The sequence below is a fragment of the Streptomyces sp. NBC_00582 genome (assembly GCF_036345155.1).
Taxonomy (GTDB): Bacteria; Actinomycetota; Actinomycetes; order Streptomycetales; family Streptomycetaceae; genus Streptomyces.
The window spans coordinates 10,721,295-10,743,422 of record NZ_CP107772.1 but is presented as its reverse complement, the minus strand read 5'-3'; the positions used below and the strand labels follow the sequence as shown (position 1 = coordinate 10,743,422).

The following is a 22,128-nucleotide window of genomic DNA, read 5'->3' as shown; positions in this document are numbered from 1 at the left end:
GCACCGGGACACCACCCCGCCTCACCGCACAGCAGCGACCGCGCGATCTCGGGACCGCCCCGGCCCTGGCACAGCACCGGCACGAAACCCCGCCTCGCACCCAAGGGGAAGGACAGAAGGTGAACACGACCCAGGCCAGCGAGGGCAGCAAGCACGCCGCTGTCCTCCCGCCCGGCGGGTCGGCGCAGCAGCCACCGGTCATCGCCGACCCGCAGTGGCGCCGGCCACTCAAGGAACTCCCCATCTACCCCAAGACCACCGAACTCCGGGGCACCACCAGGAAGCAGTACCGCGCGGCTGTAGCCGAGGCCTACCACCACGGAGGCAGCATCCGCGAAATCGCCCGAGCGATCCGCCGAACGGCCGGGACTGTGAAGACTCTCCTCGAAGAGGGCGGAGTCGACCTACGCAGCCACAGGCCAGACAAACAAGGACACCCCGGACCGCGCACCACCGCAGCGGAGATCGCGCTCCGCTCCCGCATCAACGACGGCACCTACGCACTCAGCACCGTCCTCCCGTCCCTGCGCGCCCTCGCCCACCACCTCGACATGCCCACCGACGCGATCACTGCCGCCATCACCCGCGTGGAGACCGCCGGCCTTCTCCTCACGGTCTACGGCCGAGGAACGGTGGTCATGGACCCCCACAACTGGCCCACAGAGCTGGCTGTCCGCGTACAAACACGGCAGGGAAAGCAGGAGACCTGGCCGATTCCGCACCCCGACCCGGCCGACACCACCCGCATCACGTCCGTCATCATGGAACGGATCACCGACGGCACCTACGCCACCGGCCACCCCGTCCCCAGCCACGCCGCACTCGCCCACGAGTTCACCGTCAGCTACCTCACCGTCCTCCACGCCATCCAACCGCTGCACGACCGGAAGCTTCTGATCACCTGCCCGGCAGGCACACACGAAGGCCTGTTCATCCACCCCCAGCCCCCGGACAGAGCGCTTCAGGCTGTGACCTGCGACGTCAGGTCAAGCTGCGGCGTACCACTGCGAGAAACTCCGCCTTGAACGGCTCCAGGCACTCGGCCAAGCTCCCTCGTCATGCTCTTGCCAGACCGCTTGATTATGGAACCCCTAACGAAATGCGGTTCGGTCGAAGACTCGCTGCCGACGGCGGGTGTGGAGTTGCATGACAGGATCCGGCTGTGACCTGTGATGTGTGTGGCCACCTCCTGCTCGGCCTGGTCCTCGGCCTGATGGTCTGCTGCGACCTCGGCAGGGCCATCCACAAGATCGCCTACGGCTTCACCGTCGCGGGCATCTCCTCAGCCGTCCCCAGCCCGACCCGCCTGACCTTCATGGCCGTGGTGGTGGCCGCCAGCATGGTCCCGCCGCTGGGCATGGCACTGGCCGCCGTGGTCCGCCGCAAGCTGTTCACCCCTGCAAACACAGCTACGGCAAGGTGGCCTGGCTGCTCGGCGCGGTCGGCCGCCCCGAAGGAGCCTGCGGGTGATCCCGGCCACCATGGCGGGCGGCGCCATCACCGGCGTGCTGACCGTGACCTTCGGCGCCACCATGGCCGTCCCCCACGGAGGCTTTCTCGCCGCCGACCACCTCGGCAAGCCCCTGCTCTTCGTCACCGCCGTCGCCGCTGGCAGCCTCGTGACCGCCGGCCTGGCGCTCTCTGCACTCGCCGCGCTAGGGCTGGAATGGGCCCTGGAAAGCTAGGGAACGGGATAAGTTTGTGGTTAAGCAATGCTTGCCTGGAGTGAGGGTGCAGGGTCATGGCGTCTGAGGAAGAGCTGTTCGCGTCCGTCGACGCTCTGCTGAACGAGGAGCCGCGTCTGCCGCCTCCGGCGGAGCGTGCCCGGCTGCGTGAGGCCGCCGGCATCACCCAGGCCCGCCTCGCCACCGCGTTGAAGACCACGACCCAGTCGGTGAAGAACTGGGAGAACGGCCGCAGCGAGCCGAAATCACCGCGCCTGGACGCCTACCAGCGGCTGCTGAACGGGTGGGCGGCGAAGTACCCCGCCCCCGGCGCAGCTCCGGCAGCCTCGGTTGGTGCAACGGCGCCCGCGGCGTCCACCGAACCGGCCGCGTCCAGGGTGGAGACGGCAGATGTCCCGCAGGCTCCCGCCGTTGCGGCTGCGGCGCCGGCGCGCCCCGCCATCCGGCCCGCTGTGACATCGCGGCGTCCGGCCACGAAGAAAGCGGCGCAGCCGGCGGCCGACCCGCGCTTCCCGCACGGGCCCCTCGCGGTCCTGGACGGTGACGGCTGCGCGTACGGCGTGGACGGGATCGTGCTGGACTGCCCGGCGACCACGGTGGTGGAGCTGGTGGAGTGGACGCTGCGCGAGTCAGGCCTCGGAGCGCCGAAGCTCAACCGGTACGGCAAGGACAGCGACCCGTTGATCGTCCTCACCGCCGCGGCCGCCGTGAAACTCGGCCTCCCCGAGCGCCTGGAAGGCCACGAGCAACGCCGCTCCCTGCGCCTTGCGGAAGACCATCCGGTGGTCAAGCAGGTGGTGAAAGCGAAATGGCGGCTCACCCAGCGCGGGTTCGGACCCTGGGCAAGGATCTACCGCAAAGCCCAGGGACGTGAGCGGCAGTGCGTGCAGCTGGCGATCCTGACCTGGGACGCCCTCGATGAACGGTCCTGGCCCGACGTGGCCGAGATGGAGCCGGCCGACGTCGCCCGCGTCCTGGGTATGTACGCGCAGCGGGTCATCACCCCGCGCGGCTCCGCAGCCGTATCGGGCCTTGAGCTAATGACGGCGCTGCGGCCACCCACTCGCGCCGTGCAGGACCCCGCCACCGGCAACTGGGTGCCCGGCCACAACCCCGGCTCCCTTGGCACGGAGCCGATGGACCCCGCGCCACCGGAAGCCACCCCCGAGCACCCCGTCGTCGTCGACAGCGGCTGGACCGGCGGCTTCCTGAACGAGGAGGCCTACCAGTGGGTGCGCGACGTCAGCCTGCTCACCGATGAGGAGTGCACGCTGCCGTACGCGGTCGGTCTGGACCTCAACACCGCGTTCCTTGCCGCCGCGGCCCGCCTGGTCGTGGGCCTGTCCGCCCCCGACCACTTCCACGCTCCGGCCTTCAACCCGAAGATCCCCGGAAGCTGGCTGGTCGACCTGTCCCACGTCGAGGTGGACCCGCGTCTGCCCTCGCCCTTCACCCCGGACGGCGCCCGGCCGACCGGCCCGGCCTGGTACCAGACACACACCGTCGCCTACGCGCAGGAGCTCGGCTTCAACGTCCAGCCCGTCGAGGGGTACCTGCGCCGTGAGACCGGCGCGTACCTGGACCCGTGGCACGACCGGCTCAAGGCCGCCTACGTCGACACCCTCGCCGACCTCGGCGTCACCAAGGAGCTCACGGACGCGGAGTTTCTGGCGGCGATGGAGCGGCACAAGGACGTCGACCCGGCCATGGCAGCGGTGCTGGCCGCGATCAAGGCCACGGTCAAGGGCGGCATCGGCAAGCTCCGCGAACGCCCCCAGGGCAGGAAGTACAAGGAGGGCGAGCGGTGGCCGGCCCTTCAGCGGCCGACCTGGCGGCCCGACATCCGCGCCGCCGTCATCTCCAAGGCCCGGGTCAACATGCACCGCAAACTGCGCAACATGGCCACGATGACGGGCCTGTACCCGCTCGCCGTGCTCTCCGACTGCGTCGTCTACCCCTCACCCGGCGACAGCCCGCTCGACTTCCTCCCCTACGCCGCCTCCGGCAAGCCGCAGCCCGGCGGGTTTCGCCTCGGGCCCACGCCCGGCCTGGCGAAGCTGGAAGGCGTCCAGACGATGCTCTGGGCGGTCGACCTCATGGAACAGGGCTACAACCCGGCCCGCCACATCAAAGGCGGCGACGCCGTCCTCGAGGAAGGCGAGTAGGCGTGGTGGGAGAGATCGACGACGCCATCGAACGCGCCGACCGGGAGGGCTTCACCCGCCAGCCGCCCAAGACACTCCAGGCACGCATCAACTTCCTGATGAAGCAGCTCAAGACGACCAAAGCCGTCGCGGCGGAGATCGGGGTCAGCCAGCGGTCGGTGGAGCGCTACCGCAAGGGCGAACGCAAACACCCGCCACGCGCCATCGCCGAACAAATCGACGCGGCCGTACGGGCGCGCTGGCAGCCCCGGGTACGCAGACGCCGCCGCAAGCAGGCCGCCACCACCACGGGCATCACGGTGGAGACGAGGGCCAGGTTCGGCTACACCGCACCCATCGGCACCACCGACGACGGAAGATTCCGACGGCTCACCGTCCACCTGCCCCCCACCTACGCACAGCGCCTGTTCAACGCCCGTGACACAGGCGCCGGCGACGAGCAGATGCGCCAGATCATCGCCGAAGGACTCAAAGACATCTACTTCCAAGACGGCGGAGCCCGCGCCCTGGGACTCTCCGACGTCACCCTCAACGACATCGACTACCTCGACCTCGACTACTGACCCCGGCAGCGACCGGGAGCCCGGACCTGCTCGTCTGAGCCGAGGCGCGATAGGTGTCACCAAGGCAGGCTTGTTGTCACTTTGTGTCGGAGCCTGGTTGTGCCAGGGGCGCGGTTCCGCCAACACCGGTGATGGCGGACCGGACGCTGTCCCCGAGATCCAGCACGGTGTCCCGGCGTTCACCGCCGTCGGTCACAGGGCAGTGGCGGTGCGGACCAGCCCCGCGACCGCCGTTGAGCGGCTGTGTGGGGGCCAGGCGATGACCGTGGTGACGTGGGGGGCGTTGGGGACCGGTACGGCGGTGAGGCCCTCGCGCAGGCCGGTGCGGCCAGACTCCGGGACGACCGCGCAGGCGCGGCCGAGGGCGATGAGCTGGGTGAGTTGCGTGTGGTCGCGCACCTGCGGTCCGGGGCCGTCCGGGAAGGTGCCGTCAGGGCGAGGCCAGCGGGGCAGGGGCAGGTCGGGAAGGTCGGTGACCTCGGCGAGCCGCACGTGGGGGCGGGCACTGAGAGGGTGGCCCGCCGGGAGGATCGCGACCTGACCCTCGGAGTGCAGGTCCTCGGTGTCGAGGCCGGCCGTGTCGTCGAACGGCCGATGCAGCAGGGCTACGTCGGCCCGGCCGTCGTGCAGCAACCGTGCCTGCTCGCCCGGCCCGCACAGCACGACGTCCACGGCGACGGCGCCGGGCTCGGCGGCGTAGGCGTCGAGGAGTTTCGCCAGCAGTTCACCGGAGGCGCCCGCCTTCGCGGCCAGGACCACGGCGGGGCGGCCGGTCGCGGCGAGGGCGGCCCGGCGGGTGCGCCGTTCGGCGGCCTCGACGGCGTCCAGCGCCGCCCGCGCCTCCCGCAGCAGCACCGCCCCTGCCCCGGTCAGGGTGACACCCCGGCTGCCGCGCTCCAGCAGGAGGGTACCCAGGCGCCGTTCGAGCCCGCCGATCGCCCGCGACAGCGGGGGCTGGGCGATCCCGAGCCGCTGCGCGGCTCGGCCGAAGTGCAGCTCTTCGGCGACCGCGACGAAGTACCGCAGCTCACGTGTCTCCACCCCGCCAGCCTAACCGTGCCGGCCAGGAGCGATACCCGGGCGGTATCGCCGTCCACCCAGTCGGTCTTGGACGCCCTGCCCGGCGGGGGAGAAGTATCGATGTCATGAGTGAGACGAACACCGTGAACCACCACAAGGTCGCGCTGGTGACCGGGGCCAACAAGGGCATCGGGTACGAGATCGCCGCCGGGCTCGGCGCCCTCGGCTGGTCCGTCGGAATCGGCGCGCGGAACGAGGAGCGGCGCGAAGCCGCTGTGGACAAGCTGCGCGCGGCCGGAGCCGATGCGTTCGGCGTGCCGCTGGATGTGACCGACGACGCGAGCGTGACAGCAGCGGCTCGGCTGATGGAGGAGCGGGCCGGGCGGCTCGACGCGCTCGTCAACAACGCGGGGATCACCGGCGGCGGCCCACAGGAGCCCACCACGGTCGACGTGAACCGGGTACGGGCGGCCGTGGAGACCAACGTGATCGGCGTCATCCGTGTCACCAACGCCCTGCTGCCACTGCTGCGCCGCTCGCCGTCGCCGCGGATCGTGAACGTCTCCAGCAGCGTCGGCTCCCTCACGCTCCAGACCACGCCTGGCGCCGAGATCGGCCCCATCGCCATCGCCTACCCTCCGTCGAAGACGTTCCTCAACGCCGTGACCGTGCAGTACGCCAAGGAGCTGGCCGACACCCACATCCTGATCAACGCCGTCTGCCCCGGCTTCACGGCGACCGACCTCAACGGCTTCCTGGGAGTGCGCACTCCCCAGCAGGGCGCAGCCGCCGCGATCCGGCTGGCCACCGTATCGGCCGACGGGCCGACGGGCCGCTTCTTCGACGACGAGGGAGAGGTGCCCTGGTGACGCGCTTCCGGCTCGCGCCGCCCCGGGGAGATGGCGCATGCGCGTCTTCGTGACCGGCGCCGTCACGCCATGTCGGTACGGCCGTCGAGCTCGAGCCGGCGGCGACGGACCACGAGGTGAGGGATCAAAAGGCACCGAGCGTCTGTGACAAGTAGCCTGCCTTGCAGTTGACAACCAGGCTGCTTTGACCGGCCTTTCTGCCAGTCTGTTCGGCTTCGCCGGTGACAACTGTCGAGCTGCGGCACATCTGTGGCTGAGCGCTTCAGGGGCGAGTGCGCGCGGGTTGGCGACCGGGGGCGGCCACCTCGTCGGCCAGTGCGCCCGGCGCAGCCGGCATGAGGGAAAGAGACAGCCCTTCATGCTGATGCATCTGCTCTTCGCTGATGGCGCGTTTGCCGGATTTGCCGGGGAGGCAGTCGCGCCCGGCTTGGCTGGGAGACCTGCGGCGGTCACTGACCTGCCGTGCACAAGCGGTCATCAGCTCCGCCAGGCGGGTTGTGTTCAGACGGGGAGAGGGCGCCAGGTATGCGGGAGCCGGCTTGGACAGTGCATTTCACTTCGCGTGATGTCGTGCAGCCGGAGTCTGTCGTGTCAGGGCTTCAAGGGCTTCCAGACGGTCTGGAGGAGTGGCTGGACGAGGCGGGTCTGCCTGACGGATTGCCGTTCTTGCTGTCGCCGCGGTGGGGGGGCCTTCCACTCGCTGCTCTCCGCACGCGCGGAGATGGTCCATCCCATATCCAGGGCTCGAATGCGGAAATGACCTGATCCCCGCACCCGCGGGGGTGAGCCCGGAGAGGTTGGTTTCATGACCGCGGTTACCTCCTGCCCGAACATCGTGGCCAGGGCATTGGCTCAGCCCTGCTGAGCTGGGCCGAGCAGCGGATCCGCCAGCTTGTCAGGCAGCATGGAACTGCTTGGACGGCAGTGATCGGCGCGAACGCCGCGGCCTCCAAACAGGAGGCCGCAGCGCTTCTGCTCGGAGCCGGCTACCGACGCGTCTTCCGCTTGGTCGAGCTGGGGTTGGACAATCTGGCCGCCGCGTCCACGCCAGCGACGACAGCGTGCCCGTCGCCTACGTGCTGGTGCCGCCCGGCGCCACGGCCAAGACACTGGCCACTAGAGTTCGCCCGCTCCGTCGGCATCCCCGTCACGACACGCATGACCACCGGCCAGATCACGTCCGCCGTCTGCCACACCTACACTGCGGCCGGGGTCAAGCTGGCGCTGGTTGGTTTCGTACTCGTACCAGCCGCCGAAGGCCGCCAGCAGTGTGACGGCGAGGACGGCGAACAGCGCCACGGTGAGGATCCGGTGCCTGCGGCTGATGCGGGCGGCGGCCCGGCGCTCCGCCTCGCGGACGTCCAGGGCGGCGGTGAGGAAGTCCCGCTCCGGCTCGGTCAGCGCGGGGTCGCTCCCGTGGTCCGGGAAGAGTTCCTCGGCGCGGGCCAGCCGGGTGCCCCGGTACAGGGCGCCCGGGTCGCGGTCGTGCTCCCGCCAGGTGCGGGCGGCGTCCGCCAGCATCCGGTGGTGGCGCAGGCGTTCGCGGTCCTCCTCGATCCAGCCGTGCAGCCGGGGCCAGCCGGTGATGAGCGCCTCATGGGCGAGCTGCACCATGTCCTCGTCGGCGGTCAGCAGCCGGGCCCGGGTCAGCCGCTCCACCACCACCGGTACATCCAGGTCGGCCCACGCGTCCAGTTCGCCACGGGTGAGGGGGCGCCGGGTGTCGGGGGTGCCCTGGCCCGGTTCGACCATCCGCAACACCAGATGCCGCGCGGCACGGGCCTGGTCCGGTGACAGACCTCCGTAGACCTCCTCGGCGGTCTCGGCGATCGCGCCGTGCACCCCGCCGGCTGCCTCGTAGCCGGCGAGGGTGAGCATGCGGCCCTTGCGGCGGCGCCAGGTCTCCAGCAGGACGTGCGAGAGCATCGGCAGTCCGCCGGGCTCGTCCAGCGTCTCATCGACCAGGCGGGCCGTCAGCGCCCGCTCGACCATGTACCCGGCCGCCCGGGCCGGTCCGACCACCGCCTTCTGCAGCTCCTCCGCCGTCATCGGGTCGAGCCGCAGCCCGGCGCCGCGCAGGGCCTCCGCCAGGCCCCGGTGCTCGGCACAGCGGGCGTAGAAGTCGGCGCGTACGGCGACGAGCACGCGCAGCCGGACGGCGGGGTCGCGGGCGGCGAGCAGCATGTCCAGGAAACGGGCGCGCTCCCGCGGATCGAGGCAGAGGGTGAAGACCTCCTCGAACTGGTCCACCACGACCCAGCTCTCCGGCTCGTCGTCGGCCGGAGCGAGGAGGTGGCCGTAGGTCGTGGCGGGCGTCGGCCCCGGAGTCAGGATCCGCAGCGTCACCGGGCAGGCGCGCGCGGCAATCTCCTCCTGCAGCCGCGGGATCAAGCCGGCCCGCAGCAGCGAGGACTTTCCGCTGCCGGAGGACCCGAACAACACCGCGAACCGGTGCCCGCGTACCAGCTCGCCGACCCGGTCGGCCACGCGTTCCCGCCCGAAGAATGAATGCCGGTCCTCCGGCTCGAACCGGGCGAGCCCGCGATACGGCGCGGGCACGTCGTCCACCTCCTCGGCGGGGACCTGGTGCGTCTCCGCCTCGGCCTCCTTCCAGCGCACCTCCCACTCCCCCGGATCGCCCCCGCAGGCGCGTACGTACCCCTGGAGGACGACGAGAGACGGCATCCGCGCACCGGCGGCGGCCTGGGACAGGGTGCTCGCCGAGAAACCCACCGCCTTCGCCATCACTCGGTACGAGGGGCTTCCGGCGGCTCTGCGCAGCTTCCGCATCTCGTGGGCGAGCCGCTGAACGGGACCGGCGGTCGGATCCAGCGGTCGTTCCGGACGTCCCACGGACACATACCTCCATACACGTGGGGAAACCCAGCTCAGCGGGTGAGCTTCGCCTGAAGCAGGTTGGGGTCCTTGTTGGTGTTGTAGGCGGCGTTGGCGACGAGGAAGGTGTTGCCGCGTACCGCGATGGAGGTCGGGCTCTGCAGTCCGTCCTGGCCGTTGAGGACGATGGTGTGGGTGCGGTCCTCCTTGACGAGGGCCACCTCGTTGGGGCGATCGAGGGCTGCGAGGAGGGTGTCGCCGCGGCCGGTGAAGGCGAAGTCGTCGATCACCGGCAGGTCCCGGGCGACGACGTGGGCCTTGCTCGCCTTGCCGTGGTGGCCGACGGGGATGCGCAGCACGGTGCCCTGGTCGGAGTTGGAGACCCACACCGCGCCCCGGTGGACCTTGATGCCGTTGGCGCCGAGGAAGCCGCCGGTCGGGGCGAGTGCGGTGCCGACGGACCAGGCGGTGGCGGAGCCGCCACGCAGGGGGACGCGCCAGATGGTGCCGCGTACCGAGTCGGCTGCGTAGAGGTGTCCGCTGTCCAGGGCGAGGCCGTTGGGCAGGCCGTCGGCCGGGAGCGCGGCGATGCGGTGCGGAGTGTGGCCGAGGCGCAGCTTCCAGACGCCGGTGAGGTCGGCGGAGCCGGTGGCGTAGTTGAAGTAGAAGGTGCCGTCGGCGGCGCGCACTATCCCGCCCAGGAACGGGGACGTCAGGACCGGGGTGGTCGAGCCCGCGGCGGGCGCGGGCAGGGTGGCGAGGACGTGGACCGTGCCGTCGGTGGTGATGTGCGCGATCCGCCGGGAAAGTGCGAAGGTCACCACGGACGAGCCGTCCGGGAGCAGGGTGATGTTCTCCGGCTGCTGGCCTCCCTTCAGGTCGAGATGGGCGACGACGTGCGGTGCGGAGACTGGCGGTGTCGCGGCTGAGGCGGGGAGCGCGGTAGCCACGGCGGACGAGGTGACGAGGGCGGCGATCGCGGCGGCCGTCACGGCGGGCTTGTGCATGGGTACTTCTCCGGTTCATGGTGAGGACATCGGAGAGGGTTTTAATTTTCAAACCATTCGATGTCCACCATACGCGCGCTGTGTGAAAATTCAAACCATCGAGTACGCTGAGCCCATGGAGACCCCGGACTGGCTGGACCGAGAAGAGCAGCGAGCCTGGCGGGCGTACGTGGAAGCCTCCGCCCTGCTCAACGACTTCCTCGACCAGCAGCTCCAGTCCGAGGTGGGGTTGCCGCACGCGCACTACGCCGTCCTGGTCAGACTGTCCGAGGCGCCGGAGCGTTCGCTGCGGATGTCGGAGCTCGCCGAGGCTCTGCGGATCACCCGCAGCCGCCTCTCCCACACGGTCGCGAAGCTGGAGAAGTCCGGCTGCGTCACCCGCCGTGAAGACCCCGCCGACGCCCGCTGGCAGCTGGCCACCCTCACCGACGAGGGTGCCCGGTTGCTCGCAACCGCCGCACCGGGCCATGTCACCGCTGTCCGCCGGGCGGTTTTCGATCACCTCACGCGTGAACAGATCCGTCAGTTCGCCGACGTCTGCGAGGCGGTGACCGACGCCGTCACCCGGGCCGGGGACGAAGACGCCTATCCCGCCGGCCTGCCCTGGCGCAGACGCTGAAGCCGGGGTTACGTCCGACCCAGCAGCGAGAGATGAGGCCTGTTGAGCGACGCTGAAGAGGGGGCCTTCCCCCGTGGAAGGGGACACGCGTTCGGGTGGTCATGCGGCCAGCGTGAGCTTATCGGACTCCTGCCGGTGCTGGTTTCGTAGTCGACGGGGCTGAGGTGTCCGTTGGCGGAGTGCCTGCGGCGGGTGATCCAACTCCACGTACCCCGCCCCATGGACAGACCAACGAACGATCACCACATAGGACACCGTCTTAGGCTAGGGCGTTGGCGGCGGCGACGGCCGCGGTGCGTGAGTCGACACCGAGTTCGGCGTAGACCCTGGCGAGATGGGACTTGACCGTTCCCCCGGTGAGGTGGAGGCGCCCGGCGACGGCCTGGTTCGACCGGCCCCGGGCGACGAGAACAGCGTTGCCAGGAGCGAGAGCATCCACCTCGTGATCAAGCTCGTCGCCCGCAGCACGTTCAGCTCCCATGACGCAGAACCCATGCCTACGGACAACGATGCGTTACCACCCGCCGAGCCCGCAGGTGTCCCCGCACCGCTCAACCGTGAAGCCCCGTCAAGGCCCCAACTGGAGGTCCGGCCCTTGCGATGGGTAGGGCCGCGGGCCCAGGGCAGGCCGTTGGCTTCAGGATGCCGGCTTCGAAAGCGAGGGCCTTGCTGAGGGTGGCGCCGGGGCCCACCGGGGGGTGACGACCGGCTTCACCGACGCGGACGAGATTGATTGCCCTGGTCAAGGGGGGTGTCGATCAACCGCGCCCGGGAGATTCTCGGTGGAGTCGGGCCGTCCGTGTCCGGCTCGGGCCGGGCAACTCTCCCGGTCTCTTCAGACCCCCGATGATCGGAACAACCCATGCGTTCCAGCCTCGTGCGCCGCCTCGGCCTCTCGGCGATCCTTCCGTGCGCTGCCGTCGGCGCGCTCGCGCTGTCCGGCCTCCCCTCCCTTGCCGCCGCCGGCGCGGCCCCCGCGACCAAGGCCGTCCAGATCGACGCCCAGGAAGTGGCGCAGGTCAACTTCCCGCAGATCCATTGGGACATCGACGGCGGCTCCGCGGCCTACCGCCAGATGCTCAGCGAGCTGGACGAACTGGCCCGCAGCACGGCCAACGCGCGCCGAAGCGGCATAGTCGTCAACACGCGGGGTAACCGGGTGACCGTCACCATCCTGGACAACACCAGGACGAACCGCTTCGCCGACATCGTGATCAGCGCCCCTGGGGAGTTCTCCACCGCCGTGCACGCCGTGGTGCGGCTCAGTGACCTCTACGTGGTGCGGGTTTACACGGTTGGATCGCCCCACAACCACGTCCTCAACCTCGCGAGCGGCCTCCCCAACGAGTCCAGCACCGACGTCAACTTCTTCGTCGGCAGAGAAGGCTACGACGCTCTCTCCCGGGTCGCGAACCAGGCGCTGACCAGCGTCAACATCGGACCAGGCTCCTTGGCGGGGGCCCTCGGCGCCCTGGCCAACCCCAACTCGACCCGCGCCAACCAGGCCCGTTCCCTGCTCACCCTCATCTTCAGCATCTCGGAGGGGGCTCGATTCCGCACCCTCGCCGACCGCGTCGCAAACGCCCTCGACAGCGGGATCGCGACCAACTACAGCTACCAGCAGATCTCCCTGATCCGTGACTGGGCCGGCGTCAGCCATGTCTTCGTCGGCCGCACCAACCACACGGACGACGACGCGAGCACCAGCGTCGCCGGGGCCACCATCGCGGACGCACGCCAGGCCGCGGCCCTGTTGGCGATCGCCCTCAACAGCGGACCCAACCCCAACCCCAAGGACGAACTCTGACCACCTCTACTCGGTGACAGGTCTCATGCCCGGGGTACACACCATCAAAGCCATGATGACCGGCGGTCAGTGCGTGATCGTCGACGCATTCACCGTCCGCAGCTGACAGCGACCGAACCCTGCGGTCATCAGCTCCGCAGAGTGCCTCTGGACCCATGCCCATGCCTGATGGTCGGCGATGCGTACGACGGTCATGGCGGGCTCCGTGTACAGGGATCGGAGAAGAGACCCGGCCGCGGTCTCCTGTGACGTCGGCGAGTCCGCGGCCGGGTCGTTCACCGCACCCGCCCCGTCCCCACGGGTGGCGGACCGGACACGCGTGCGCTCGCCGCGCGTGCCCGGGGTCGAGCGAGGATCCTCCTCACGGGGCGACGAGGTGACTGTCGGTAGCGTGCCGCCGACGGTCCTGGTGCGGTCCCCGTACTCGACCAGCCCCAGGTAGGTCCGGCCGGTCGGGAGAGCACGCCAGGAGACGGTGGCCCTGACGGCAGCGCCCGCGCTCACTCGCTGCTCGGCGGGTGCGACGGGTGGTCGGCCGGTCCGGCTCGGTGTCCTTTCCGATCAGCCAGGTGAGCAGGGTGGCCGGTGACGCCCTTCGCCCTTCGGCAGGGTGTAGTGGACGACGTACACCTCATAAGTGCCGGGCTCGGTGAGGCCGACGTGCTCGTCGTTCCCGTTGGTGGGGTTGGAGAGCAGGTTGCCGTTCTTGTCGAGCCCCCGCAGGTCCACGTGCTGTCGGTGCGGAAGTCCGACGACAGGATCGCGATGCGGGCGAGGTCGGCCCCCTTGGACACGGTGACCTCTGTCTTGGCCACAGCGGTCGGCAACGGCGACTGCGAGGGGGCGAAGTCGGGGGCGGTGCCGGTCAGGGTGCCGGTCTTCACCGTGCCCGTGTACAGGCCGTTCACAGTGGTGGTGAGCACGCCGTTCCACTCCGCCCGGGCGGTGAGGGTTGCAGAGCCGGTGGCGCCCGTGCCGGTGATCCCGGCCGGCGCGGACAGACGGGTGGCGCGCAGAGCGACGGCGCCGCGGACCTTGTGGGTCCCGTCCCTCCAGGTGACCGGGCCGAACGACCAGTCGCCGTGGGCGGCGTCGGTGCGGTGAAGGTGACCTTGTAAGTGGCCGACCCACCGGCGGGCACGACCAGCTTCCTCGGCGAGATGTTCGCCTTGTGGCCGGGCGGTGTCCGCAGCGTGGCGGTGTAGACGCCGGTCCTGTGGTGATGGTGGTGACCGTGCGGGTGACGGTCTGCTTGCCGGCGAGGTCGCCCACGGCGATCGTCGGGGTGTTCAGGTCGCTCGGATCGGTCTTCCTGGCGGTGACGCAGGCGTCCGCGCCGCCGTCGGTCACCGGCTGGTCGCCTACGGCGCGCCTGAACGACGTCCAGGCGGCGGACGTGGAGTCGTAGACCAGACCGGGGTCGTCGGCGGCGTTCGGACCACCTGTCCGGCGCCGTAATCGAGCGGGGCGGCCGGTCCGTCGACATTGGAGCGCGCGATCGGCCTGCCCTTGTGGTCCCTGGTGGTCGCGGTGGTCATCAGTGCCGGCTTGACCGCCATGGGAGACCAGTCCGGGTGCAGCGACCGCAGCAGCAGAGCCGGCCCCGAAGGCGGCCAAGCGGTGCGACGAGTCTGCCCATGTGGCTGCCGTCGGTTACCCGTTCGGCACCGGGTGTTCGTCAGGGCGACGGGGTCGGGCCGGACCGCAGGCCCCTTTCGCGGCCGCGGGCGGGCGGGGCGGTCAGTCGAGGTCGGCGGTGCCGGAGGCGGCGCGGGGCCGGTTGCGTGCCCAGCGCTTAAGGTCGCCGATGCGGTAGAGGAGTTCGGCGCCGCGCTTGCCGGCCGGGCCGGGGAACGTGCGGTCGTTGGCGCGGGCGTAGCGCAGCGCGGCGAGGGTGTACGGCAGGTGGTGTTCGGCGGCCTCGCGCAGGCCCACCGCCTGGTCGTCGATGTCCCCGGCCCGGTTCGCTGGCGACGGCGCTGCGATGGTGCCGGGCGGGTCGGCGGCGTCGTCCGGCTGGGCGGGGAGAACGGCGTGTGCGGGCGTCTCCGCTTCGGCGGGTGGGGTCGGTGCCTGGTCGTCCGGGGCGGCGGTCTGCGGGCCGCCAGCGGCCTCCTCCAGTTCCGCCGAGACAGGCGGCGCGGGGATTGCGGGGCGCTGCTCGGCTGGTGTTGCCGACCGCTTCGGCGGTCTCCTCTACCTGCTTGTCGAACTTCGTCTGCGCCATGCCGTCCAACGCCCTTCGTACCGGGTGTGCGTGGGGCGTCACGGTGCCGCCTGAAGCGGACACCCACGCCGGACGAGGACGCTAAAACGATCTTCCTGTGGACAGATTCCGGAGCTGCCGTCCCTCGGGCCGGGTGCTCTGAGTACCGAGGCACGGCACCGGATCCATCAGCCGTCCCGCAGTGGTGGAACGTCTCGGACGGGGGTGTGGAGGCGGCGGAGTACCGGGTGCGGGTGCGAGCCCCGCAGCACGTGCGGCCGGTCGACGGCGTCGACTACGACCCAGGTCGTCACTGATCAGATGACCGCGTGGATGCCGAAAAGCGTGACGATCGCTCCCCAGGCAATCGTCACGGCGATCCACGCGATCACCGTGCGGTGAGGGTCGGGACCGCGGGGCGGGGCGAAGTCGAAGGTCGTGGGGTCCTCGGGGCTGTAGCGGACGGACAGCCGGGTCCCGACGGGGATGTCGTCGTGGCGGGTCAGGCCGGCGGGGCCGATACCCGTGACCGTCAGACCCTCGTGCGTGGTGAAGGCGAGGACGGCGGTGTACGTGTAGGTGGTGATCTCCTCGTTGTGATGGGCCTCGCGCATCAGGGAGACGACCTCGGCGGTCACGGTCGGGGCACCGTCGAGCAGAGCCCGGCGACGTCCTTGCCGCCGGACGGCGCCGACGCATGCGCACGCGAGGAGGACGGTCAGGCCATAGCCGAAGCCGAGCAGCGCCCAGCCGTAGCTGTGGTGCTGGACGGTCGTGAAACGCACGAGCAGGACGGCCGCGCAGAGCACCGCGGCCGACAACGCGCCGACCAACTGCTGTCCCAGGCTGACCGGCCGGGTCTGGACGCGGAACGCGGAGGGTTCCCCCGACGGGAAACGCACCCAGACCGGCATGCCCTCCCAGGCGGCGTACAGCGCGCCGTTCTTGCCGTCTGCCGTTCGCAGCGTCAGTTCCTGCCCGTTTGAGGGGTCCTGGAAGGCCACGGCCACCGGCAGGCCGTGCCTGTGATCCGTATCGGGAGGCGGTACATCGACCTGCACGACCCGGGAGTCGACGGAGTACTCCACCGGATCCGAGGTGAACCCGGTCGCGTACCAGACCGCCTGCACCAGCGCCCACGCTCCGAAGGCGGCGGCCAACAACAGCAATACCGCGTTTCCTGACATCCATCGACCCCCGCCTCGCCACGCGTGACGTCGTGCTCTGTCCGCCACAGCGGAATCCTTCCCCATCGCTTGGACCGGAAGTCATCAGTGGAACCACACACCTGTGCCTTCCGGATCAGGCCGGCGATCTCCGTGGCCCACGGATGAGGTCGCGGACGCCCTGCCTGTCTTCATGGCCGACTAACGAAGAGACGCACGGGCCACGCGCCGGGGGGTGGGCCGCCAAAGCGCTGGATCAGCAGACCGCCGACCGCACCCCCGCCGCCGAAGCGCAAGGAGGTGCGGCCGCTGTCAAAGTTTGCGCGACGGCTGGCGACCAAGGGCGTTCAAGGCCTGCACGGTGTACCGGCCGGCGGAGCGGGCGCGGGCGGCAGCCTGCTCTCGCGCAGGCGTCCGGCCAGACCGAGCGCGTCGGCCTGCTGGAGCCACAGTTCGGGCCTCAGTCGGCTTTGCTCACCGAGCAGCCGCAGGGCTTGTGCGGCCCAGTGCGCGGCGGTGGCCGGTGCGATCGTCGTCATCTGCCGGGCGGCCCGGACCATGATGTCGACGGCCTGTTCGTCTCCGATCCGCGCCGATCGCTCGACGTGCAGGGCCCGTGCGATCAGTGGCGCGCCGCGCCGCGCCAAACCGTCTGCGGCCCGCCCATGGGGCCTTGACCCCGAATCTTGGACACGGGCTATGCGGCTGGTATCAGCGTAGTTGGTGCTGTTCGGGATGCGGTTTCGTAGGCGATCGGGCTGCGGTGTCCGAGGCTGGAATGACGGCGTCGGGTGTTGTAGCGGTGCAGCCAGCGGAACGCGTCGAGGTGGGCCTCGCGCTCGCTGGACCAGGTCTTGCGGCCCTGGAGCGTCTCGCGTTTGAACGTCGCGTTGAAGGACTCGGCGAGTGCGTTGTCCGCGCTGGAGCCGATCGCGCTCATGGACTGGCGAATGCCGGCCTGGCGGCAGGCGTCTGCGAAGGCCCGGCTGGTGTATTGGGCTCCGTGGTCGGTGTGCATGACCGCCCCGGCGAGGCTGCCGCGGGTCCGCTCGGCGGCGGCCAGGGCGTCGATGACGAGACCGGTTCGCATGTGATCCGCGATGGCCCATCCGGCCAGGCGACGTGAGGCGAGGTCGATGACGGTGGCCAGGTAGAGGAACTTCCCGCCGTCCACGGGGAGGTAGGTGATGTCGCCGACGTACTTGGTGTTCGGCTCACTGGCGGTGAAGTCGCGGCCGATCAGGTCCGGTGCCTTCGCCGCAGCCGGGTCCGTGATCGTGGTGCGGTGCCGGCGTCGCAGCCGCACTCCCGCCAGGTTGATGCTCCGCATCACGCGCGCAATGCGCTTGTGGTTGACCCGCTCGCCGTCCCCGCGGAGTTCGGCGGTGATCCTTGGGACACCGTAGGTGCCGTCCGACTCGCGGTGCACGGCTCGTATCCGTGCGGCCAGGCGGGCGTCGGCTGCCTGTCGGGCCGCGCGGACCTCGGCGGTCCGGCGCCAGTAGTAGAAGCTGGAGCGGGCGATGCCCAGGATGGTGCACAGCCGCTTCACGCCGTAACGGCGCTGGTGGTCGGCGACGAACTGGAAGCGGTTCACCAGCGCGTCTCCCCGGCGAAATACTTCGCCGCCTTCCGCAGGATCTCGCGCTCCTCCTCCAGCTCACGGACCTTCTTCCGCAGAGCGGCGTTCTCCGCCTCCAGCGGCGTGGGCGGCTCCGCGGGCGCCTCCGCCCGCCGCCCCCGCGCCGGCTCGCTCCAGCCGCCCGGACCCAGTTCCGCAGGGTCTCAGGGTTGATCCCCAGATCAGCAGCGACCTGCCTGATCGTCGCCTCGGGCCGCGACTGGTACAGCGCGACCGCATCCGCCTTGAACTCCGGCGGATAGTTCTTCATGACCACGAGATGTCCGTTCTCAGATCCTCAGGATCCAGTGTCTCGTGTGTCCAAGATCAGGGGTCAAGGCCCATGGGCCTCGATCCGCCAGCCAGCACCCGACCCCTGATACACCGCTGATCGCACCAGCGGGTGGCGGAACCGGAATTGGCGGGTGGAGCCGATCTGGCGGACGAGATCCCGCTCCGCGATCTCGTCCAGGTCCACGAGCGCCTGTCCGGGCAACTGCAACCGCTCCAAGAGCGACAAGGGCCACCCAAGTGACTGCCGATCGCAGCCTTCCGCCGGGAGTGCGCCGACGCGTGAGCGTCGCCACCAAACCGCGCTGGCAGCTTCCCGCGGCCCGGCCCAACGCCACGCCTTGTCCCAACTGACGGAAGCCTGCCCCGACACCACCGTCGCCTACAGACAGCTACCGCAAGGCCGAGCCGGCCGGTAGCACGAGGCGGCGGGCCACCCTGGGAGGGGGGGTGACGCGCCGCCGGTAGCGTCCATGGGGGTGCTACCGCCGTGCGGCGCTCACCCGAGGGAGTGGATGCGGGTCAGTGGCGGCCGCCGTGCCGGCGGGAGCACCATGCTCCCCCGCCCATCGACCCGCCCTCTTCCTGGCTTCGGTTGTCGCGGGGTGCTCTGTGGGGGATGCCAGACCCCCTACCACACTGTTCCGAAATGGCGAGATACGGATCATGTCGGCTTGTGCGTTGAACTCCTCAGCCGGACGCCGCGTACCAGTTCAACGCGGGGGTGCTGTACCGCCCGGCGTATGACCAGGGAAACGGGCAGGCGTCCGTCGCTCGTTCCACCGTGCAAGCACCGCCGTGGCATCGGCGGCGTGCGACGGTGGCCAGGGAAAGGGTTGAACAATTTCAGTGGATTCGAGCCGTTCGCTCGACAGTGCTCTCGACTTAGCAGCCTCAGCCGGGCAGGAGACGGGGGTGGACAGAGCACAGACTCCTAGGCAGGTGATGGGGCTGGATGGCCTCCGCGGCTTGGCCGCGTTGTATGTGGTGCTGTTCCATTGCTGGTTGTACACATTCCCGGGTTACCCCGACAGTTCGGCGCCTCAGTGGCTGGACGTGCTGATGTTCGGGCGCCTTGCGGTCGTGTTCTTCCTGGTACTTTCCGGCTTCTCCCTGGCAATTTCTCCGGCACGCCATGGCTGGTGGTCGGGCGGTGTCGCGGAGTTCCTGCGTCGACGCGCCTGGCGCATTCTTCCGCCTTATTGGGCGGCGCTCGTCATGAGCCTGATCATTTCCTGGTCCGTGGTGCCTGCTTCGCATTACGGACCACCTACCAACGCCTCGATTCTGGTGTACGGGCTCCTCGCTCAGGATATTTTCACAGCACCGACACCGAACGGCGCATTCTGGTCGATCGGAGTGGAGGCCGAGCTCTATCTCTTCTTTCCCCTTCTCCTGTTCATCCGGCGCCGGTGGGGCGCGGTGGTCCTGGCCGCGTGCGTGACACTTCCGGTGATCTCCCGCGGGCTGGCGGCACCGGACGGAACCCCCGTGGAGGGCGACAACTGGCTCGCTCCACATCTCGCTCCCGTATTCATGGCAGGTTTGATAGGCGCAGGTGTCGTCGTGGCGTCGGACAGAGTGCGACGTCTGCCATGGGGATGGTTCGCAGTCCTGGCCGCCGCGCCTGTCCTGGCTCTGGGGGTTTTCAAGGGTCCGGTTTGGACGGTGAACCATTACTTCTGGATAGATCTCGCCATCGCTCCCGCTATGACGATGTTGCTTGCTGCGGTTGCCACCGGCCGACCGGCCATGCTGATACGGTTCCTGACCGCGCGTCCCGTTCGGAGTCTTGGTGGCTTCTCCTACAGCCTCTACCTGATCCATCTGCCGATCGTCATGGCAGTCATTCGCCGAGTGGCTCCGCATTTCGTAGCGCCGGGCATGCCCACGTTCTGCTTCACGCTGATCCTGGCTCTGCCGGTCTCGCTATGCGGGGCATGGGTGTTTTCTCGGCTCTTCGAAGTACCTTTCAAGCAGAACAGATCGTGGAAATCCATGATCGCGCTCGGTCGTTCTTACTGGACCGACAGGAGCACTACGGTCCGTCAGCGGCTTCCGGAGGAAGAGACTCGCGCGAGCGAGAGTGAGCGATGGGACAGGGCTGGTACGTGAGCCCCCCGGCGGCTGTCGTCCATCCTGGTGCAAATCTGCGGTGGCCTGCCATGACTTGCCTGCCGAAGAGGGTGGGCGGCACCGCCCCTGGCCGGCCTTCGCTCCGGAGCCCACTGACCGTGCCGGTGTCGGTCAGCAGCAGGTTGCCCGCATGTGGGTCCGACCGTTGCCCGCATGTCCGCCGGAGCGGCGCTGTACGTGCAGCAGTCACGGCGGCGTGGACCAGGATGCCCCCGGACGGGCCGTATCGCGGAGCCCGGCGGCGGGCAGATGGGGCCCGGAGTCACTCTTCGGTCAAGGCGAGCGGGGTGTTCGTGGGGAGGGTGGTGTGGAGCCGTTGGCGCGCGGCTGTTCGGCAGGTGGGGTCGCATCCAGCCTGGTGGCAGGCTGCGGCACCCCTGGCCATGGAAAGTCAGGGGCGCCTCGGCGGCTGCTGGGGGTAGCTCAGGCGTCAGGCCGGCCCCAGGGTGTGCATCGTGCTCGGCATGGAGCGCAGGGACGCCTTCGAGGCTGCTCGTTCAGCGGTCGTCGGGCTTCCACAGCTGGTTGGCCGAGTCGTCGCAGGCGAATTGAGCCGCCTGCGCGCCGTTGGCGGTGCCGGCACCCGAGATGCCCCGGCACAGGCCGCTCTTGCGGTTCTTCAGCGCGTACCAGCCGGCGGGGTAGGACGTCTTGGTGATGAGCTCCCAGTCCTGGTTGAGGTCACTGGATCCGTTGGCCTGAATGGCCGCTGCCCCGGACGTGGTGCTGGCGCCGTCGATGCCGAGGTTCCTGCCCGAGTTGTCGTTCTTGAGGCTGACGTAGCTGCTGCCTGCGCTGAAGACGTACCAGTTCTGCGTCTCCGCGAAGTCGCCGTCACACTGCCCAGGGATTCGGGCATCTGGACGATCTTGGCGCCATTGGTGACGACGCCGCCCGCGGGCTGCAGGTACTTGCGGGACTTGTAGTTCTGGATCCCGTAGCGGTCATCGCCCACGTCCAGTAGGTGTGCCGGCGGTGCGGGCACCTCGTCGCTGGACGGTTGGGCGTGGGCGATCGCCGGGCCGACCGCCGCCAGTAACACTCCGGTCAGAGCTGCGGCAAGACGACGTCTTATGCGGGTACGCATGTGGATCTCCTCGCGTTCGGATGAGGCCCATGCCGTTGGGAACACCCAGTCAAGGCCGGGGACTGTGCTGAAAGGTGGTGGCGCGGGTCTGCCCAGGCCGGCCCGGGAAGCCTGACCACTCGCGGCCCAGCCGTGGGCTCGGACCCTTAAGCCAGCGCGGTCAGTGCGTCTCCAGCCAGCCCTGGTTGGAGGATCCGTCGCAAGGGAACAGGGCCGATAGTCGACCGGCGGCCGGTCAGGTTCGTGCCGTCGACGTGACCGGCAGCACCGCCTCCGGCGACTCCGGCAGGGTCTGGCCGCCGTCGACGGTGATGACCTGGCCCGTGACGAACGACGCCCGCTCGCCGGCGAGGAACTCGACCGCGTCGGCGATCTCCTGGGGCCGTGCCAAGCGGCCCAGCGGGATCGTCGCCGTCATCTGCGCGAGGTACTCCTCGCCCATGCTGTCGAGGCCTTCTGTCGCGACGTTCCCGGGGGCCACCGCGTTGACGGTGATCCCGTAGGGGGCGAGTTCCAGAGCCGCGGTGCGCATGAAGCCGAGTTGGGCCGCCTTGCTCGCGGCGTAGTGGCTCCACCCCGGGAAACCGGTGACGGGCCCGGTGATCGATGAGGTGAGCACGACCCGCCCCGCCGCCGACCCGCGCAGCAGCGGCAGACACGCGGCGACGGCCAGCATCTGGCTCTCCACGTTCACCGCGAACACCTCACGGATGTCGGCGTACGTCATCTCCGCCAGCGGCTTGTTCGGGAAGATGCCCGCGTTGAGGCACAGCACGTCGAGGCCGCCGAGCAGTGAGGAGGCTGCCTCGGCGAGCCACTCGGCCGAGTCGGGCGCGGCGGAGTCGAGGGCGAGCGCCTCGACGGTTTGGTCCTCGCGGGTCGCCTCGGCACGGAACTTCTCCAGGACGACGTCCGGGACGTGGCGCCCGGTCAGCAGGACGTCGTGCCCGGCACGGACGAAGGTGGAGGTGACGGCGGCGCCGATGCCTCGGGTGCCGCCGACGACGGCGACCTTCCGGGTGTGGAGCGAGCTCATGGCGGTTCCTTGATC

Annotated in this window: 19 protein-coding genes and 4 pseudogenes; 12 read left to right on the top strand and 11 right to left on the bottom strand. The window is 69.8% G+C overall.

Features of this window, described 5'->3' with window-relative positions; genetic code table 11:
* Positions 1-119: 119 nt before the first annotated feature.
* Positions 120-1,025 (top strand): GntR family transcriptional regulator, encoded by a 906-nt coding sequence (locus OG852_RS48880; protein WP_133917310.1) that lies wholly within the window; start codon positions 120-122, stop codon positions 1,023-1,025.
* Between the two features lie 229 nt (positions 1,026-1,254).
* Here the strand turns inward: OG852_RS48880 and OG852_RS48875 are convergent, their stop codons facing one another.
* Complete coding sequence (locus OG852_RS48875; protein ID WP_330346750.1) at positions 1,255-1,386, bottom strand: hypothetical protein; 132 nt, start codon at positions 1,384-1,386, stop codon at positions 1,255-1,257.
* Between the two features lie 80 nt (positions 1,387-1,466).
* On the opposite strand from OG852_RS48875, the gene OG852_RS48870 reads away from it, so the two are divergent.
* Genes OG852_RS48870 through tpg form a run of 3 tightly spaced genes read left to right on the top strand, consistent with a single transcriptional unit; the run spans position 1,467 to position 4,413 of the window.
* On the top strand, positions 1,467-1,685 hold the full coding sequence (locus OG852_RS48870) for a hypothetical protein (RefSeq protein WP_133917309.1): 219 nt from the start codon (positions 1,467-1,469) through the stop codon (positions 1,683-1,685).
* A gap of 56 nt (positions 1,686-1,741) precedes the next feature.
* Positions 1,742-3,850 (top strand): telomere-associated protein Tap, encoded by a 2,109-nt coding sequence (gene tap, locus OG852_RS48865; RefSeq protein ID WP_330346751.1) that lies wholly within the window; start codon positions 1,742-1,744, stop codon positions 3,848-3,850.
* 5 nt (positions 3,851-3,855) lie between these two features.
* Positions 3,856-4,413, top strand: coding sequence for a telomere-protecting terminal protein Tpg (gene tpg, locus OG852_RS48860; RefSeq protein WP_330351362.1), 558 nt, complete (start codon positions 3,856-3,858; stop codon positions 4,411-4,413).
* 192 nt (positions 4,414-4,605) lie between these two features.
* Here tpg and OG852_RS48855 read toward each other — a convergent pair whose 3' ends face one another.
* The gene (locus OG852_RS48855; RefSeq protein ID WP_133917863.1) at positions 4,606-5,454 is read right to left on the bottom strand and encodes a LysR family transcriptional regulator; all 849 of its coding nucleotides are present in this window, start codon (positions 5,452-5,454) and stop codon (positions 4,606-4,608) included.
* A 104-nt stretch (positions 5,455-5,558) separates the two neighbouring features.
* On the opposite strand from OG852_RS48855, the gene OG852_RS48850 reads away from it, so the two are divergent.
* Together OG852_RS48850 and OG852_RS48845 are read left to right on the top strand one after the other, a co-directional pair.
* Positions 5,559-6,302, top strand: coding sequence for an SDR family oxidoreductase (locus tag OG852_RS48850; protein WP_330346752.1), 744 nt, complete (start codon positions 5,559-5,561; stop codon positions 6,300-6,302).
* 810 nt (positions 6,303-7,112) lie between these two features.
* Positions 7,113-7,334 (top strand): annotated as a pseudogene (locus OG852_RS48845) (GNAT family N-acetyltransferase); the annotation flags it as partial.
* A gap of 84 nt (positions 7,335-7,418) precedes the next feature.
* On the opposite strand, the gene OG852_RS48840 reads toward OG852_RS48845, so the two are convergent.
* Together OG852_RS48840 and OG852_RS48835 are read right to left on the bottom strand one after the other, a co-directional pair.
* The gene (locus OG852_RS48840) at positions 7,419-9,155 is read right to left on the bottom strand and encodes a helix-turn-helix domain-containing protein (RefSeq protein ID WP_443064493.1); all 1,737 of its coding nucleotides are present in this window, start codon (positions 9,153-9,155) and stop codon (positions 7,419-7,421) included.
* A gap of 35 nt (positions 9,156-9,190) precedes the next feature.
* Complete coding sequence (locus OG852_RS48835; protein ID WP_330346753.1) at positions 9,191-10,144, bottom strand: SMP-30/gluconolactonase/LRE family protein; 954 nt, start codon at positions 10,142-10,144, stop codon at positions 9,191-9,193.
* Between the two features lie 115 nt (positions 10,145-10,259).
* Here OG852_RS48835 and OG852_RS48830 point away from each other — a divergent pair, with 115 nt between their 5' ends.
* Positions 10,260-10,763, top strand: coding sequence for a MarR family winged helix-turn-helix transcriptional regulator (locus OG852_RS48830; protein ID WP_330346754.1), 504 nt, complete (start codon positions 10,260-10,262; stop codon positions 10,761-10,763).
* Positions 10,764-11,022: 259 nt separating this feature from the next.
* On the opposite strand, the pseudogene OG852_RS48825 reads toward OG852_RS48830, so the two are convergent.
* Positions 11,023-11,172, bottom strand: a pseudogene (locus tag OG852_RS48825) (LuxR C-terminal-related transcriptional regulator); the annotation flags it as partial.
* A 453-nt stretch (positions 11,173-11,625) separates the two neighbouring features.
* Between OG852_RS48825 and OG852_RS48820 the strand changes: the two are divergent.
* The 3 genes from OG852_RS48820 to OG852_RS48810 all read left to right on the top strand — a co-directional run bounded on the left by OG852_RS48820 (position 11,626) and on the right by OG852_RS48810 (position 13,978).
* Positions 11,626-12,570: a ribosome-inactivating family protein gene (locus OG852_RS48820; RefSeq protein ID WP_330346755.1), complete on the top strand. Its 945-nt coding sequence runs from the start codon at positions 11,626-11,628 to the stop codon at positions 12,568-12,570.
* Between the two features lie 615 nt (positions 12,571-13,185).
* Positions 13,186-13,674: a hypothetical protein gene (locus OG852_RS48815; RefSeq protein ID WP_330346756.1), complete on the top strand. Its 489-nt coding sequence runs from the start codon at positions 13,186-13,188 to the stop codon at positions 13,672-13,674.
* A 124-nt stretch (positions 13,675-13,798) separates the two neighbouring features.
* On the top strand, positions 13,799-13,978 hold the full coding sequence (locus OG852_RS48810; RefSeq protein WP_330346757.1) for a hypothetical protein: 180 nt from the start codon (positions 13,799-13,801) through the stop codon (positions 13,976-13,978).
* A 332-nt stretch (positions 13,979-14,310) separates the two neighbouring features.
* On the opposite strand, the gene OG852_RS48805 is transcribed toward OG852_RS48810, so the two are convergent.
* Positions 14,311-14,505: a hypothetical protein gene (locus tag OG852_RS48805; RefSeq protein WP_208117398.1), complete on the bottom strand. Its 195-nt coding sequence runs from the start codon at positions 14,503-14,505 to the stop codon at positions 14,311-14,313.
* 489 nt (positions 14,506-14,994) lie between these two features.
* Here OG852_RS48805 and OG852_RS51170 point away from each other — a divergent pair.
* A pseudogene (locus OG852_RS51170) lies at positions 14,995-15,078 on the top strand (DUF6233 domain-containing protein); the annotation flags it as partial.
* Positions 15,079-15,093: 15 nt separating this feature from the next.
* Here the strand turns inward: OG852_RS51170 and OG852_RS48800 are convergent.
* The 3 genes and pseudogenes from OG852_RS48800 to OG852_RS48790 form a co-directional block, all read right to left on the bottom strand.
* Positions 15,094-15,963: a DUF3592 domain-containing protein gene (locus OG852_RS48800; protein ID WP_166663802.1), complete on the bottom strand. Its 870-nt coding sequence runs from the start codon at positions 15,961-15,963 to the stop codon at positions 15,094-15,096.
* Between the two features lie 326 nt (positions 15,964-16,289).
* Positions 16,290-16,589: a hypothetical protein gene (locus OG852_RS48795; protein WP_330346758.1), complete on the bottom strand. Its 300-nt coding sequence runs from the start codon at positions 16,587-16,589 to the stop codon at positions 16,290-16,292.
* Positions 16,590-16,639: 50 nt separating this feature from the next.
* Positions 16,640-17,840 (bottom strand): annotated as a pseudogene (locus tag OG852_RS48790) (IS3 family transposase).
* A gap of 929 nt (positions 17,841-18,769) precedes the next feature.
* On the opposite strand from OG852_RS48790, the gene OG852_RS48785 reads away from it, so the two are divergent.
* Complete coding sequence (locus tag OG852_RS48785) at positions 18,770-19,969, top strand: acyltransferase family protein (RefSeq protein ID WP_330346760.1); 1,200 nt, start codon at positions 18,770-18,772, stop codon at positions 19,967-19,969.
* Between the two features lie 518 nt (positions 19,970-20,487).
* Here OG852_RS48785 and OG852_RS48780 read toward each other — a convergent pair.
* Both OG852_RS48780 and OG852_RS48775 read right to left on the bottom strand, forming a co-directional pair.
* Positions 20,488-20,841, bottom strand: a complete 354-nt coding sequence (locus OG852_RS48780; protein ID WP_330351363.1) for an RICIN domain-containing protein — start codon at positions 20,839-20,841, stop codon at positions 20,488-20,490.
* Between the two features lie 471 nt (positions 20,842-21,312).
* Positions 21,313-22,113, bottom strand: a complete 801-nt coding sequence (locus OG852_RS48775; RefSeq protein WP_133917870.1) for an SDR family NAD(P)-dependent oxidoreductase — start codon at positions 22,111-22,113, stop codon at positions 21,313-21,315.
* Positions 22,114-22,128: the final 15 nt, after the last annotated feature.

What these genes read in the sequence shown, in the direction of transcription:
- OG852_RS48775 (WP_133917870.1), bottom strand. Translation starts at nt 22,113, where the DNA reads ATGAGCTCGCTCCACACCCGGAAGGTCGCCGTCGTCGGCGGCACCCGA.
- OG852_RS48820 (WP_330346755.1), top strand. Translation starts at nt 11,626, where the DNA reads ATGCGTTCCAGCCTCGTGCGCCGCCTCGGCCTCTCGGCGATCCTTCCG.
- tap (WP_330346751.1), top strand. Translation starts at nt 1,742, where the DNA reads ATGGCGTCTGAGGAAGAGCTGTTCGCGTCCGTCGACGCTCTGCTGAAC.
- OG852_RS48835 (WP_330346753.1), bottom strand. Translation starts at nt 10,144, where the DNA reads ATGCACAAGCCCGCCGTGACGGCCGCCGCGATCGCCGCCCTCGTCACC.
- OG852_RS48850 (WP_330346752.1), top strand. Translation starts at nt 5,559, where the DNA reads ATGAGTGAGACGAACACCGTGAACCACCACAAGGTCGCGCTGGTGACC.
- OG852_RS48800 (WP_166663802.1), bottom strand. Translation starts at nt 15,963, where the DNA reads ATGTCAGGAAACGCGGTATTGCTGTTGTTGGCCGCCGCCTTCGGAGCG.
- OG852_RS48830 (WP_330346754.1), top strand. Translation starts at nt 10,260, where the DNA reads ATGGAGACCCCGGACTGGCTGGACCGAGAAGAGCAGCGAGCCTGGCGG.